Origin of the sequence: Marinomonas balearica, assembly GCF_004362145.1 — a bacterium.
Lineage (GTDB): Bacteria > Pseudomonadota > Gammaproteobacteria > Pseudomonadales > Marinomonadaceae > Marinomonas > Marinomonas balearica.
This window is the reverse complement of sequence record NZ_SNXC01000002.1, coordinates 44,838-58,670: the sequence shown is the minus strand read 5'-3', so window position 1 is coordinate 58,670 and position 13,833 is coordinate 44,838. Positions and strand designations below refer to the sequence as shown.

Below are 13,833 nucleotides of genomic sequence, written 5' to 3'. Positions count from 1 at the left end.
ACATTATTCATTTCTAGCCTTAAAATAGCCGTACTTAAATACATCACTCCAGCCATCTCATTTTATGCACAATATATCCAATTGGTCAGCAAGTAAACGGATAGATAACATTCTTTTGACGCATCTTGTATAGACAAATACGGTCAAGCTATCAAACGATAATAATTTCATTAACTTATCGATATTATGTGCTAATTGCGCTTTATGGTTATCCTATGTTTTTCCACGCACCTAATTTTAATTGTGTGCGACGCCACAGATAAAAAACGGCCATAAAAATACTGTAAGCTATACTCCAGAGCAGTGTTTTATCAAACACACTGGCATCAAAGCCGCCTTGAGTAAACGCAAAAATAATTGAGGCTAACGCTAACATATAGACAAAGTTTACGATCACATTAGCGTGAAATGAAAGGAAGTACGGGGGCGGTAACTTAATACCTAGACGACGAAGCAAGCTGTATATTGGCGGATTATAATTTGAACGCCACACTCCTCGCTTCTCCAGCTCGTCATGCGCCATTTGTAATCGAACTTCGAAGCTAGTATTTTCTGAAGACTTTTCTGAAGACAAGGTATCACCCATTAGATAGAGTTTAATTTTTGCCGTATTGTAAAAGGTTTCGGCTATTTTCTGTAGTCTTACTCAATTTTAATGATAACGTTTGACGCATAGGCTCTGCCTTCGAGACAGAAGCGGCGATTCATCTATCACTAAAGGAGCTTATTGTGGAACCCAGCAAGATGATCGATCTGATAACGGACGTAACATATACCGAAAGACCTTTACCGTTTTCGATTTATTCCGCTAAAGATGAGCAGGTGATGAAGAATGTTCCCATTGTAAATCCGCTCTTGATTGTCGTACTGGGCGGCCAGAAATCTCTTGGCTCTGTGAGCGAACACCTTTGCGCATCAGGGCAATTCGTTTTTCTGTCCGACAACCCGAATGTACATATGCGCAACCTCCCCAACCCAAGCCACTATTTTGCTCTCGTCATTGAATTTGAGCGGCAGGATTTCACCGAGTTATCACATGTGACAAATTCGCAAAATACAGACTCCTATTACATTGGAGACGTATCCCATGAACTAAACGAAAGTCTCTATCAGTTTATTGAGTTTGCACGGTGGGCACCGAAAGAACTTTGGTCGTTGAGACGCAAAGAGCTTCTTCATGTACTTTCTCTAGCGGGGCACTCCGACATATTAGGAATGGTTTCTAATCATAAAGTAAGCCAAAAATTGCATCACATCATCAGCTTGCAGCCGGAAAAAGATCTTTCTCTGGATACACTATGTGATGAATTAGCAATGAGCGAATCCACCTTGCGTCGCAGACTTAAATCCGAAGGAACATCGGTTCAAGAAATCAAAGACCAAGTCAAATTGGGTCTGGGGTTGCACTTGCTGCAAACCACTCATTTACCCATATCAATCATATCTGAACGGTGTGGCTATCTCTCTCAATCAAGATTTTCCAATCGCTTTAAAACCCGTTTCGGCTTAACACCAAGCGATTTGCGAAAAACAAAGTTGGCGGATTTGAGCGAAAGTCTGACAGCATCTGAATAATGCTGCATGGAATAGAAGGCTACCCTTATACGGTCTTTATTAACTACGTTTAAGGGAACACTTAATGAATATTACATTGAATTTAAAACAATTATGCGTCATCTCCACTCTGTGTGTGTCACAGCTAAACTGGGCGGGAGAATTAACACTGACCAGTAAGGACATCTCCGATGGCGAGTTTATGACAAAAGCCCAAGAGTTTAATGGGTTCGGTTGTTCGGGCGATGATCTATCTCCTCAGCTTACTTGGTCTGGCATACCTGACGGAACAAAAAGTTTCGCCATCACGGCGTATGACCCTGACGCACCAACCGGCAGTGGCTGGTGGCATTGGCAGATTATTAATATCCCTCTTGATGTCCAAGAACTTATACAAGGCGCAGGAACCCCGAACAGCCAATTCACTCCCGAAGGCAGCGTTCAGACAGCGAACGATTATGGTGTGCATGGTTTTGGCGGTGCTTGCCCTCCTCAAGGCCACGGCGTTCATCACTACCGTTTCACACTACACGCCCTTTCAGTTGAAAAAATCGACCTACCTGAGAATGCATCTGGAGCACTCACAGGTTACATGATTAACGCGAATACTATTGCCACCAGCACCATTGAGTCTTTATATAAAAGAGATTAACCTCGCTTCATCCGCGTTATTACTTGATGACAGGCTTCATTTTTTTAGTGGGAGGGATGTCAATTGGACTCATAATTAACACATTCTGTCCAAGCCTACTCAGAACTAATCGATGGCATTGATTAACGTTAACTCGTTCGATTTAAGTCGCTCGTTTAAATCAATGACATCGGTTAATTGAGTTGGCTTTGAAATGAAATAACCTTGGAAACGTGTACACCCTAACGCATACAGGCTCTCTATTTGAGATTGCGTTTCTATACCTTCTGCAACAAGGTCATATTTAAACGAACGGGCAATCGTAATCATGGATTTAATAATAACGCTTGTCTCGTATTCGTCCATCTCGTTAACAAACTCACGATCGATTTTGATTTCATCAACAGGGATGTTTTTAAGGTGGTTAAACGATGTGTAACCGGTGCCAAAATCATCCAGCGAGATACTGCACCCTAATTCTCGAACGCGTTCCAACATATCCGTATTGGCTTGATTTAAATCGACAAACGAGGTTTCAGTAATTTCCAAACGCAGCTGAGAAGGGGAAATGGAACTTTTGCCAACCGCCTCTTCAAATCGATCAATAAAGGTTGTATCAAGCAGTTCCTGAGCAGATATATTAATCGATATGATAAAGTCGTCCGGTAAGGATAAGCTTTCCAGCGCTTTCAAGCTTTTGTTCATCACCATGCAATCGATTTCACGAATCAAACCTGTTTTTTCCGCAACAGTGACGTAAACCTGAGGAGACAAATTGCTCAAACTGTCTAAGCTTGAACGTAACAATGCTTCCGCTCCAATAATTTGATTACGAGTAGCGTCATAGACAGGCAAAAACAACAAGTGGAACTTGTCTTCCGCTAGCCCTTTTCGCACTTCTTGTTCTATATAAGCCGAATAACGTACCGCCTCATGCACCTCATCGGTGTACACTTTAATTTCATCATGCACACTGCTGATAGAATCAATCACTTCACGCGCACTGTGAATCCAAGTATCGCTTTCTCGCTTTAGTAAACTCTCTTCGATAATGCCGACTTTAACTTCTAGACAGATGTGCCCCAGCTGCTCGAACGTTTCACCTTCTTTTAGTGTTTCAATTAGCGCCTTTTCCTGCGCTACGCTCAAGCGACCTTTTGGTGAATATAGCGCAAGCTCATCGCTCTCGAGACTCGCCATGATGATACTGTCGTCGTCCAGAAGATTAGAGACATGAATCTGACTCTTCTTAATAAGCTCCTGAGCCGTTATAACCCCGAAGTGTTTAACGAGGTTTTGCCAGTTAGTCAGTTTAATTAGGTAAAAATAGCCTGATTTACGATCAAAAGTGCGTAACGAATCCTCAAAACCAGCGGCATTTAGCAGGCCAGTGTTCGCATCATGAAGCGCATTACGTCGGACAAGGCTCAGCAATCGGTTATTAAGCCAAGCATAATGAAGCAGAAATAGAACTAAGCTGGATACCCAGCCATACAACAGCCACTGGTTTAACTGGTCGACATCGATAACACGACCATGTGCAACCAAGTTTGAGACTCGGATTTTATAATCGCCCGCCTTTACTGGCACATCATTAATAGCGAACTCTACACTGTGGATTTTGGAAAAGTCTTTATATGCTTCAGAAAAGGCAATTTGGTATTTGTTTTCCCACCATGTTTCAACGTCGAAGCGATTAAGAGGAATGCTTTTATGTCCGCTGCCATCAACTCGAACCGCATGATACTTTACATGGCTATTCTCAGGGTGGGGGTCAAATCCGCCATCAATAATCGACTTGATAAACATGCGGAAACGTCCATCATAACCAGGCGCATTAGAATCTAACTCAATATCAAAAGAGAATTCATCGATGTCTTCAAATGAAACTTCTTTTCCGGCTTCTCGCGGGAATACGAGGCTTCCACCACAATATTCAATAGGGTGCTCTAATGAAACATGGCATTGCAGTATAAAACCATTTTCAATGGTCTGAAATTGCGCAATTTGATCTGTAACGGGCTCATTAACGGTATAGTTCGCACGAATGTCATTGAGAGGGTCGGTAAAAAGAGGAGCCGCCTTTTGATTAAAAGACGAATGGCTAAACGCCATGAGGACAACGCTAACAATTGCAACGACGGCAAAAAATCGCGAATAAACGCGAGTAATAACCAATGATTCGTATTTTTTAGGCATACTATTCTAGCTCTTTACGCTCTACCTTCCCTCAAATAAACGCCAAACATGCAGCATATATAGCAATGTAATATAGCGGGCGTTCACAAAATATAATCCATAAACTTGAAACATCGTACCGCTTAAAATGAATCGAGTCACTCACATTCCTTGCTAAATACGTAACGTTTACTTTAAAAAGCCTGAAAATGTAAACGCTTCGACAAAACAGCCTCAATAACGAAATACGAGATTGCTTAAACCCACAAAAAATTAACCATTAAACTCTTCTTCAATAATCCATAGTAGTGTGAGCTGCGAATGGGTAAAACAAACAACTCACACATATTGCAAATTATCGACTTGTTAATCTTGCCCTTTATCGAGCTTATCACTCAATGCCTGAACTTGTTTTTGCAATTCAGAGATCTGATTAACCAAAGCTTGATGATTGTCTTCTTGCTCTTGATGCTCTTTTGCTGATGTTTCCTGAGTCATCACATCCAACACCACGCCCACCATCATATTAAGAAAAACAAACGCGGTTAAGAAGATGAACACAACATAGAAGATCCAGCTGAACGGGTAGACAGCCATCGTCTCATACATCACGTCCGTCCAGTCTTCAAATGTCGCAACACGAAACAAGGTCAACATGGAGATAGCAATATCACCCCACAGTGTTTCATTAACCGTTTCGAAGAAGATTGAGCCAACTGCGGCAAACAAGTAAAAGATGATAAACATGAGCAAAGCGATGTAGCCCATTTTAGGAATCGCTTTCAGTAGTGCATTGATCAGCACTCTCAAATCAGGAATGATCGAGACCAATCTTAAAACACGGAATACGCGTAGCAATCGAGCCACCAGTATCATATCCGTATCGGAAATTGGCATCAGACTCCCGACTACAATGACCATATCAAACACGTTCCAAGGATCTTTGAAAAAAGCACTCTTTTTCTCATAAGAAATAAACCGCAGAACAATCTCGACTAAGAAAAAGACCGTAATCGCGGTGTCGAGGTAGTTAATCACCAGCTCAACTTCATAGGGCAGCGAATAGGTTTTCGCGCCTACCGTCAATGCAGCAATGATAATAATGCTGATAATAAAGCCTTGAAACCAGACACTGCGTTCAACGCGCTTAACCAAACCTAGAAAAGAGTTTGAAGGGGTTACTTCCATCAGGGGGACGCCTCTCGGATCAATAATGTATTCGTATACGAGATTACCTCACACACGCTTATTCTGATGGCAATACTAATGAGAGACGGACTAAACTTTCAAGGTCTTATTTGCCCATTCAATAAAGTAAACCTAAATGCAGGCTAGCTTGAGATACTTCTCGTATTCTTCAGCAGGCACAAAAGAGCCTCCGGTCAACCAAGCAATGTGTGTACTGCTTTCCATCTTATCTAACAAACCATGGCGTTTGAGATAAGTTTGTCCGCTATTAGTATTCAGCATCTCCACACCGCTGCAACTAATAGCGGCAGAGGGCTCGACCTCAATGTTTTCTAAACGTTTCAGCCTTTCAAGATCTCGATAGAGAGTGTCGTCACTTTGAGTGTACACACCAGAAACCAAATGGCGCGTTACGTCACACACCCATTGAGATGCAGTCCCCACCGCAAGGCCATCCGCATCCGTGTCGACAGCCAAACCAAACTCATAAACCGGTGTCGGTTCACTGTGCGGCGCACCAGCTAAGCCTAAAAGCATACAAGGAGCCTGCACAGGTTCCGCAAAGAAACAATGTACGTGTTCACCAAAAATGGATTTCAGACCGAAGGTTATTCCACCCGGCGCACCGCCAACGCCAGCGGGAAGATACACAAATAGAGGATGATCACGATCGACTTGAATGTTCGATTCTTCTAATTGCGCTTTTAAGCGCAGTGCGGCCACCGCATACCCCATAAACAAGTGCGGCGATCGTTCATCATCAACAAAATAGCTGTAAGGGTCTGCGTCACTTTGCACTCTACCCGCTTCCACGGCGGCTCCATAATCGGCAGAATGCTCGACAACCTGAACGCCTCGCTTACGTAGACGATCTTTTTTCCAGTTTTTTGCATCCGAAGACATGTGTACGACGGCGTTGAAGCCTAATGCAGCACCAATAATACCGATGCTAAGACCTAGATTTCCCGTACTGCCGACCGCAACAGTGTATTGAGCAAATAACGTTTTGGCAGGTTCAGATAAAAAAGCGGCGTAATCGGAATCCGTACATTCAATAATCCCCTCAGACAGTGCGAGAGACTCTGCGAAATGCAGCACTTCATGAATGCCGCCTCGTGCTTTTATGGATCCAGCAACAGGAAGCTGATGATCGCCTTTGATAAACAAACGTCCACCAGCGTGGTTTAATGCTTGAAATAATGAACAAACTTCCACTAGGCAGGATTCGATGATGCCATCCGTACCTCTTAGTTCAGGAAATAATGCAGTCAGTACAGATGAAAATCGACGCAATCGCGCGTCTGCCTGATGAATCAGAGCCACCTCGGGAGACAATGCAGCATCAGAGCGATAACTTGGGTTGGGCCACAATAAAGGGGAGCCTTGTTGGACTTTTTCAGTTTGTTCTTTTGAAAGGTTTAGTTCAGAAAAGCGTTGTTCTGACATTTGCATACTGCGTAGATTCCATTGATCACTGTATCAACAGACTAGCATACACATTAAAACGCTAACTACGTTTGACGCGTACCACCTTCATGATTTCCATCGGAATGCCGGCGACGTTTTCCTCTGTAGGGTAGTAGGTCAAATTTACTCTTGCACCTCGAAGCGTCCGATATTTTCCTTTGCGACGGAAACGAAAAGGCACGTCATAACCTTCAATCATCAATGTGTGTTGAACCCACTCTTCATCATTACGCTGTACGTGCGATTTCACCTTTAATGCGTCACTGTGCACCATCGCATCGTTTTTTTTTAGCAAACTTTCTGGATCTGTTTTCATGTGGGAGACTCGTATCAAACGCGCCGACCATTCGGCAAGAGCATTTTATTAAAGCACAACCATGAAATTTCTTCTAATTAGTGTTCAAAAAATAACCATTTCTTTCAATTTTCGAACTGATTGTCCTTATCAAGCCTACATAGATAGAAAAGCGATTCGCCCTTTAAACACAAAAGGCGCATCGCTGGTTGGCACTCTGATCATGGCTGCAAGCTCTACATCATATACACTGCGGTTTCCCATTGTGCGGATTACTTCCACAATGGTTTGCGTAACTCGTTATACGCATCCGCATGTGTAACACCAATATCTTTTAATGCAGCGTCATTCAACTTTGCTAACTGACTGCGTGTCCGCCAGTTATGACGTACTCGCGCAATCGCTCGTAAAACTCGCTGCATGAGCATGCCTGACTGAGTTAACTGAACCTTGCCTAACAACTCGCTGCATACTTCTTGTTGGTTTTGCTGCTGTCTTTGCTGTTGGTTTTGCTGCTGTCTTTGCTGTTGGTTTTGCTGCTGTCTTTGCTGTTGGTTTTGCAGTGCACACTGTGCTTGAAAGTGAATTGAGTGACTCATGATTTTATTCTCCTATGTCGTTTTGTTGATGATCAAATAATCGTTCAATAAACAAACACTGACAAACGAGAAAAAACACACCATAATTAAGTTTATCTTAACTATGGTCATTCAAACCTCAAAACCATTATGACGCACGTTCGATTACCGCCACTCAAATCCTTGCTCGCATTCCGACATGCTGCGAAATCGTTGAGCTTCAAAGAAGCATCAGAACACCTCAATGTGACTCAAGCGGCCATAAGTCAGCAAATAAAAACACTAGAATATACGTTGGACATGACACTGTTCGAGCGTCAAACACGACAAGTGGCCTTAACCATAGAAGGCGAACAGCTTTACCGATACGTGGAGCAAGCCTTCGATTTATTAGAACAAGGCGTGCGAACGATTGTAGAAGACCCTAACCCAACTAAATTGATTATTAGCACCTTACCTTCCTTCGCCAGTCGTTGGTTGGTCTCTCGCATTGGTCAGTTTCAGGCCGTTGAACAATCGCTCAATTTGTACCTCATTCCCGGCCTTCAAATCGCGCGCTTTCAAGATCAAGACCTAGACCTCTCCATTCGCTTTGGCCAAGGGCAATACGACGATTTAAAGTCCGAACTCTTATTTGAAGAGTTTTTGATTCCCATTTGTCACCCATCTTTAATTGATCAAAGCCAACCCATCAAACCACAGTTAGCCAAACTAAAAATCATTGAAGACACAGGGCCGGATATGCGTGCCACATGGTCCGTACTTCAACAACACATAGTCGACGATTCCGAACAGCTGCCTTCCTACTTGAAAGTGTCAGACGCGACGATTTTGATCGAAGCCCTTTTATCAGGTCAGGGCATCAGCATGATGCGATTTAGCCTAGCGTATGACTTGATTAAAAAAGGTCAGCTGATTAGCCCGCTGCCCTTCTATATGAAATCCACCTATCACTTTTACCTCGTCGCGCCTCCAAGCCACTTTAAGTATGAAAAAGTTCAAAAATTCAGGAAATGGCTCAAACAGGAAGTAAAAGAAATTCAAACTAGCTGGGAGGAATACCGAGACCAGACGGAAGGGCTCAAACTAATCGACTCCACTGAGAAACATTAAATACGGGTTAACGCCTAGGAAATATTATGAGGCCGAAAAGCCGCTCACACACGGTTGATAAAAACATGCTAGGTGTCTTTCGCTACAGTCGCAGAGCCATCACGCTTGTTTGGCAAACCTCACCAAGCCTGACCATTGGGATCGCTTTAGCGACCTTAATCAGCGGTTTGCTACCTGCCGCCATGGCGTATGTAGGCCAGCTCATTGTCGATGCCGTCGTCGCTGCGATGCAGCATTATGAGGACAGTAAAACCTTAGACTATCGCACGGCGTTAAACTACGTTGTTCTCGAAGGCATATTGGTGATCGCCACCGCTGCGGCGCAACGCTCATTAGCCGCACAACAAGCCATACTGCGGCTATTACTTGGCCAAAAAGTAAATACCATGATTTTGGAAAAGGCACAGACACTTAGTCTCGCGCATTTCGAGGATTCTGAATTTTACGACAAACTCATTCGTGCCCGCAGAGACGCTTCTAGCCGACCACTCGCCTTAGTGAATAAGACATTTGGCCTACTGCAAAACGCCATCACTCTGACCAGCTTTGCCATTCTACTGTGGAAATTCTCCCCGTGGGTATTGGTACTTTTGGTAGCAGGAGCCTTGCCTTCGTTTATTGCTGAAGCGAAATTTTCGGGTGATGCGTTTCGAATGTCACGGTGGCGCTCGCCTGAATTTCGTCATCAAAACTATGTTGAAACCTTACTCGCGCGTGAAGATCACATAAAGGAAGTACGACTCTACCAACTTGGACAGCGTTTTCTACAACGCTATCGGAACATATTCACCACCATCTTTAATGAAACCAAACGCCTGATTTTACGCCGTGAAAGCTGGGGGTTTGCCCTTGGTATCATTGGCACGCTCGTGTTTTACGGTGCCTACGGCTGGATTGTGACAGACACCGTTATAGGCGCTATCACACTCGGTCAAATGACCATGTATTTAATTCTGTTCAAACAGGGCCAAAGTGCCGTATCCGCATCGCTCACCTCCATCAGCGGCATGTATGAAGACAATCTCTATCTGTCCAACCTTTACGAGTATTTAGAACAGCCAACCGCTAACACCTCGCCGCTCCCACAAAAAAACAGTACGCAAGGCCCGCAACCAAATGATGGAATACGCTTCGAAGGCGTGACATTTCATTACCCAGACGCGGCCAAACCCGCTCTATCGAACATCAATTTGCATATTACTCCCGGACAAAGTCTCGCGATTGTCGGAGAAAATGGTTCCGGCAAAACAACCTTAATTAAACTGCTAACAAGACTCTATGAGCCGTCAGAAGGGCGTATCTTGTTAGACGGGCTTGATCTTAAAAACTGGGACGAAACCGCCCTGCTTACCCGTATCGGCGTCATCTTTCAGGACTTTGTTCGCTACCAATTTATCGTGGGAGAAAACATAGGCGCGGGTGACGACAGCCGCTTTGATGACGAAGAAGGCTGGAAACATGCCGCACAGCTCGGAAAAGCAAGCGACTTCATTGGAGAACTCGAACAAGGGTATCAGACCCAGCTAGGCCGCTGGTTTAAAGGAGGACAAGAGCTGTCCGGTGGACAATGGCAGAAGATCGCTCTGGCTCGTGCGTTTATGCGTCAAGATGCAGACATCCTCGTTTTAGATGAACCGACAGCTGCCATGGACGCACAAGCTGAAGCGACGATTTTTCAACACTTCCAAGAACACACGAAAGATAAAATGGCGATCCTGATCTCGCACCGGTTTTCAACGGTTCGTCTTGCTCATGAAATCATCGTAATGGAACATGGAGAGATTAAAGAACGCGGCACACACGAAAGTCTGCTAAAGCAACAAGGACAATACGCACACTTATTTACCTTGCAAGCCAAAGGCTATCGGTAACGTCTAGCCTGAGGTCTTCGATTACGGCCTATCGATTATCACTATGTAGCGACAGCATTTTTATCACAAGTACAAAGGCACCATGCGTCGCCAATAATACCCTCGATGGGCACGCTCTTCCCACAAGTGCAGTTGATGGTCGATGCCTTTTTCGTTCAGTATTTGGCTCAGGTGTAAGTTGTTATCCAAAAAGGGGTCTTCTTTTCCTATCACTAACACAATGTCCATTGCTCTTAATGCATTTAATTGATCGTGACCGTGGAGGTTGGGAAGAAAGTGCGTCGGCGTATTAAAATACACTGATTCGTCATAGTGACCGTCGAGCAAGTTAGGAAAGTACTCAACCTGTAAGGTTAAATCGTATCGCCCACTAAACGCACAAAGTTTATTAAATAAATGAGGGTGTTTAAAAGCGATATTCGCCGCATGAAACGCGCCTAAACTGCACCCGTGACTGATTGTCGTGGGGTGCGCATTGATCGTATGCATAAGAGGTAAAACTTCGCGCAATACATACTCTTCATATTGCATATAGCGCGTCATTCGCCCGCTTGGATGCGCCCAATAACAATAAAAAGACTCCGCATCGATGCCGTCGATGCAAAAAAGCTGAAGCTGGTTGGCCTCTATTTTATGGCGGATTTTTTCCACCATACCGAGGTTTTCATACTCGAAGAAGCGCCCTCCTCGCGTCGGAAAAACCAGCACCTTCGCGCCACCAGAACCAAATACCAACAACTCCATATCTCGTTGCAGATTGGGACTCCACCACTTGTGATATTCTCTGTTCACGCTGAGCCTCGCCTCATAATTACATATCAATATAAACCTTATGTCGCGCGTAACACCTATCTCTCACTTTTACTTTAATGCCTCAAAGAACGCATCCAACTCCGCTAGCAATGCGCTGTCTTCATGTACTTTTTCAGGGTAATCACTGTGACCTTCTTTTAACACCATTAGATGCCGCTTAGTTTTTGAGGTCGCATTGTAAATAGCAAATTGCCCCGGTGGAGTAACAACATGGTCTTTCAATGCCAACGCATAGTGCACAGGCATATCGATCCATTGCGCGGCATTGGCTGCATCAAAGTATCGCAATGTCTTAAGCGCCAACCTTGGATGGGATTTAAAGAACCTTTGCACGGATTTGCCGCTTCCTTCTGTCGGTAAGCGCAACCTTAAACGATGATCTCCAAACGTCGGGACATTTAAATGCGCCCGCGACACCCGTTTTTCACATGCCATCGCCAACGCGCCAATGCCGCCACCAAAACTAATGCCTAAATAACCCAGCTTACCCTTCAAATATGGAAACAATTGCTCCATACACGACACCGCCAACCAAGTATCTTCAACACACCCTTTGATAATATATCGGTCTTTTTTGTCAATATCGTGAAGCACATGCCATTGAGGCTCAGGAGAAATCGGTGGCGCTGGGCTGCGGGAAATCCCTCTCATACAAGGGAACAAAATCGCAGAATCCGTAAAAGGCAAATGAAGATCAGGCTCTTCACGTCCACCGTAACCATGCCCAACCACAAAACCTCTAACAGGAGGACGATCAATTGGAAGCAACAGCCAACCACCGATCATAACCTGATCCGTTGATTCATACTGGACATCCATGACCTTCCAATTTTTCACACGTCGACCAGAATCCTTCAGGCTCATTGTTGGCTTTTTTAAAAGCGTACTTTGATACGCTTGCTGCCAAAACGATTGGAACCCAATTGGAGATGCGGGCGTTTTAATACCTAAAAGCGCTTCTTGAGAAAAGCGATTGTGGGGGTTTGAACAACGGACTTCGGACATAGAGTGATGACATCATTAACAAAACAATGAAAATCATCGCAGAAAGGGGAGGATTGAACAAGAACCGATCGAAAGCCACTTCTTGCGCTAGTTTTACGCTAAAGCCCATAGCGTAACAAACTTGACGTTTTTTTATTTTAAAATTAGCCACTTAACAGATCGAAACTGGAGCAGCACGCATTCTTTAATACGCTGTATTGATGGCTCAGAGCTATATAAAACGCCTCTACAAAATGCTACTTTAGCCCACAAATAGAATTGCTTTATTCGGAGTTTATAATGATTAGGATGGCCCTGCCGAACAAAGGGAGCTTGTATCAGCCTTGCATCGACTTACTTGTCTCGTGCGGATACAACGTTAAAAAGCCTACTAAAGGGCTGTTTTTTTATGATGAAAAAAATGAAATAGAATTTTATTTCCTACGAGCCAATGATATCCCGATGTATTTAAGCAAAGGCATAATAGACATCGGCATTACAGGCAAAGATTTCCACAGCGAGAAGAAGAGCAACGCAGTAAACCTTTTAGACCTGCCGTTCGGCCACTCAAAGCTCTGTATTGCAGCCATGCAAAACTCAACTTTAAACAATAAAGATGATATTTCTGGCCTCAGAGTGGCGACTTCTTTCCCTAATATCGTGGGAGATTACTTTCAAGGTAATGACATTGAAATCGTCGAACTTGATGGTGCCGTTGAAATTTCAGTGAGCCTTGGTCTTGCTGATTGCGTGGTTGATATTGTTGAAACCGGCTCTACATTAAAGTCCGCTGGATTAAGAGTCGTATCTGACCCAATATTTACGTCAAATGCCGCTCTCTATTCAGCTCCTAGCCCAACCAATAAGCCGGATCAGGACAAAATCGTAAATCGCATTACTGGTCGACTGATCGCATTGGATTATCAGTTAGTGGAATACGATTCTCCTCAAGAGATCCTTGATGCAGCTTGCGAACTCACCCCCGGGCTTGAATCTCCAACGATCTGCCAGTTGAAAGACCCGAACTGGTGCTCCGTGAAATCCATGATTAAGAAGAGCGAAGCACATCAAATTCTTGATAGCCTACAAGCGTTAGGCTGCAAAGCCATATTACTAACAAACATTGAAATGGCTAGGATTTAGCCTTTAGCCAAATCTGTT

Annotated in this window: 14 protein-coding genes; 5 read left to right on the top strand and 9 right to left on the bottom strand. The window is 44.0% G+C overall.

Going from position 1 to position 13,833, the window contains the following annotated elements:
* Positions 1-208: 208 nt before the first annotated feature.
* On the bottom strand, positions 209-574 hold the full coding sequence (locus DFP79_RS00775) for a DUF6404 family protein (protein ID WP_133502010.1): 366 nt from the start codon (positions 572-574) through the stop codon (positions 209-211).
* A gap of 155 nt (positions 575-729) precedes the next feature.
* Between DFP79_RS00775 and DFP79_RS00770 the strand changes: the two genes are divergently transcribed.
* Both DFP79_RS00770 and DFP79_RS00765 read left to right on the top strand, forming a co-directional pair.
* Complete coding sequence (locus DFP79_RS00770) at positions 730-1,575, top strand: helix-turn-helix transcriptional regulator (protein ID WP_243730163.1); 846 nt, start codon at positions 730-732, stop codon at positions 1,573-1,575.
* A 64-nt stretch (positions 1,576-1,639) separates the two neighbouring features.
* Positions 1,640-2,206, top strand: coding sequence for a YbhB/YbcL family Raf kinase inhibitor-like protein (locus DFP79_RS00765; protein WP_208111375.1), 567 nt, complete (start codon positions 1,640-1,642; stop codon positions 2,204-2,206).
* A 105-nt stretch (positions 2,207-2,311) separates the two neighbouring features.
* Here DFP79_RS00765 and DFP79_RS00760 read toward each other — a convergent pair whose 3' ends face one another.
* The 6 genes from DFP79_RS00760 to DFP79_RS17940 form a co-directional block, all read right to left on the bottom strand.
* Positions 2,312-4,384, bottom strand: a complete 2,073-nt coding sequence (locus tag DFP79_RS00760; protein WP_133502008.1) for an EAL domain-containing protein — start codon at positions 4,382-4,384, stop codon at positions 2,312-2,314.
* 345 nt (positions 4,385-4,729) lie between these two features.
* Positions 4,730-5,551 carry an ion transporter gene (locus tag DFP79_RS00755; RefSeq protein WP_133502006.1) on the bottom strand — a complete coding sequence of 274 codons (822 nt, stop codon included), beginning with the start codon at positions 5,549-5,551 and terminating at the stop codon, positions 4,730-4,732.
* 132 nt (positions 5,552-5,683) lie between these two features.
* On the bottom strand, positions 5,684-7,003 hold the full coding sequence (locus DFP79_RS00750; protein ID WP_341777636.1) for a D-serine ammonia-lyase: 1,320 nt from the start codon (positions 7,001-7,003) through the stop codon (positions 5,684-5,686).
* Between the two features lie 55 nt (positions 7,004-7,058).
* Positions 7,059-7,334 carry a hypothetical protein gene (locus DFP79_RS00745; protein ID WP_133502004.1) on the bottom strand — a complete coding sequence of 92 codons (276 nt, stop codon included), beginning with the start codon at positions 7,332-7,334 and terminating at the stop codon, positions 7,059-7,061.
* Positions 7,335-7,469: 135 nt separating this feature from the next.
* Positions 7,470-7,595, bottom strand: a complete 126-nt coding sequence (locus DFP79_RS18140) for a hypothetical protein (RefSeq protein ID WP_279526482.1) — start codon at positions 7,593-7,595, stop codon at positions 7,470-7,472.
* Positions 7,586-7,912, bottom strand: a complete 327-nt coding sequence (locus tag DFP79_RS17940) for a DUF1127 domain-containing protein (RefSeq protein ID WP_208111374.1) — start codon at positions 7,910-7,912, stop codon at positions 7,586-7,588. The genes DFP79_RS18140 and DFP79_RS17940 overlap by 10 nt, the downstream gene beginning before the upstream one ends.
* Positions 7,913-8,041: 129 nt before the next feature.
* On the opposite strand from DFP79_RS17940, the gene DFP79_RS00730 reads away from it, so the two are divergent.
* A complete protein-coding gene (locus DFP79_RS00730) occupies positions 8,042-9,004 on the top strand; it encodes a LysR substrate-binding domain-containing protein (protein WP_133502000.1) in 963 nt (320 codons plus the stop codon).
* A gap of 26 nt (positions 9,005-9,030) precedes the next feature.
* Positions 9,031-10,875, top strand: a complete 1,845-nt coding sequence (locus DFP79_RS00725; protein ID WP_133501998.1) for an ABC transporter ATP-binding protein — start codon at positions 9,031-9,033, stop codon at positions 10,873-10,875.
* Positions 10,876-10,938: 63 nt separating this feature from the next.
* On the opposite strand, the gene DFP79_RS00720 is transcribed toward DFP79_RS00725, so the two are convergent.
* Together DFP79_RS00720 and DFP79_RS00715 are read right to left on the bottom strand one after the other, a co-directional pair.
* On the bottom strand, positions 10,939-11,667 hold the full coding sequence (locus tag DFP79_RS00720) for an esterase family protein (protein WP_133501996.1): 729 nt from the start codon (positions 11,665-11,667) through the stop codon (positions 10,939-10,941).
* 69 nt (positions 11,668-11,736) lie between these two features.
* Positions 11,737-12,693: an acetylxylan esterase gene (locus DFP79_RS00715; RefSeq protein ID WP_133501994.1), complete on the bottom strand. Its 957-nt coding sequence runs from the start codon at positions 12,691-12,693 to the stop codon at positions 11,737-11,739.
* 279 nt (positions 12,694-12,972) lie between these two features.
* Between DFP79_RS00715 and hisG the strand changes: the two genes are divergently transcribed.
* The gene (hisG, locus tag DFP79_RS00710) at positions 12,973-13,815 is read left to right on the top strand and encodes an ATP phosphoribosyltransferase (RefSeq protein WP_133501993.1); all 843 of its coding nucleotides are present in this window, start codon (positions 12,973-12,975) and stop codon (positions 13,813-13,815) included.
* The last annotated feature ends 18 nt before the right edge of the window (positions 13,816-13,833 follow it).

Bases quoted from the DNA above. Each gene is read 5' to 3' on its own strand.
- DFP79_RS00765 (WP_208111375.1), top strand. From the start codon at position 1,640: ATGAATATTACATTGAATTTAAAACAATTATGCGTCATCTCCACTCTG.
- DFP79_RS00760 (WP_133502008.1), bottom strand. From the start codon at position 4,384: ATGCCTAAAAAATACGAATCATTGGTTATTACTCGCGTTTATTCGCGA.
- DFP79_RS00755 (WP_133502006.1), bottom strand. From the start codon at position 5,551: ATGGAAGTAACCCCTTCAAACTCTTTTCTAGGTTTGGTTAAGCGCGTT.
- DFP79_RS00750 (WP_341777636.1), bottom strand. From the start codon at position 7,003: ATGCAAATGTCAGAACAACGCTTTTCTGAACTAAACCTTTCAAAAGAA.
- DFP79_RS00745 (WP_133502004.1), bottom strand. From the start codon at position 7,334: ATGAAAACAGATCCAGAAAGTTTGCTAAAAAAAAACGATGCGATGGTG.
- DFP79_RS17940 (WP_208111374.1), bottom strand. From the start codon at position 7,912: ATGAGTCACTCAATTCACTTTCAAGCACAGTGTGCACTGCAAAACCAA.
- DFP79_RS00730 (WP_133502000.1), top strand. From the start codon at position 8,042: ATGACGCACGTTCGATTACCGCCACTCAAATCCTTGCTCGCATTCCGA.
- DFP79_RS00725 (WP_133501998.1), top strand. From the start codon at position 9,031: ATGAGGCCGAAAAGCCGCTCACACACGGTTGATAAAAACATGCTAGGT.
- DFP79_RS00715 (WP_133501994.1), bottom strand. From the start codon at position 12,693: ATGTCCGAAGTCCGTTGTTCAAACCCCCACAATCGCTTTTCTCAAGAA.
- hisG (WP_133501993.1), top strand. From the start codon at position 12,973: ATGATTAGGATGGCCCTGCCGAACAAAGGGAGCTTGTATCAGCCTTGC.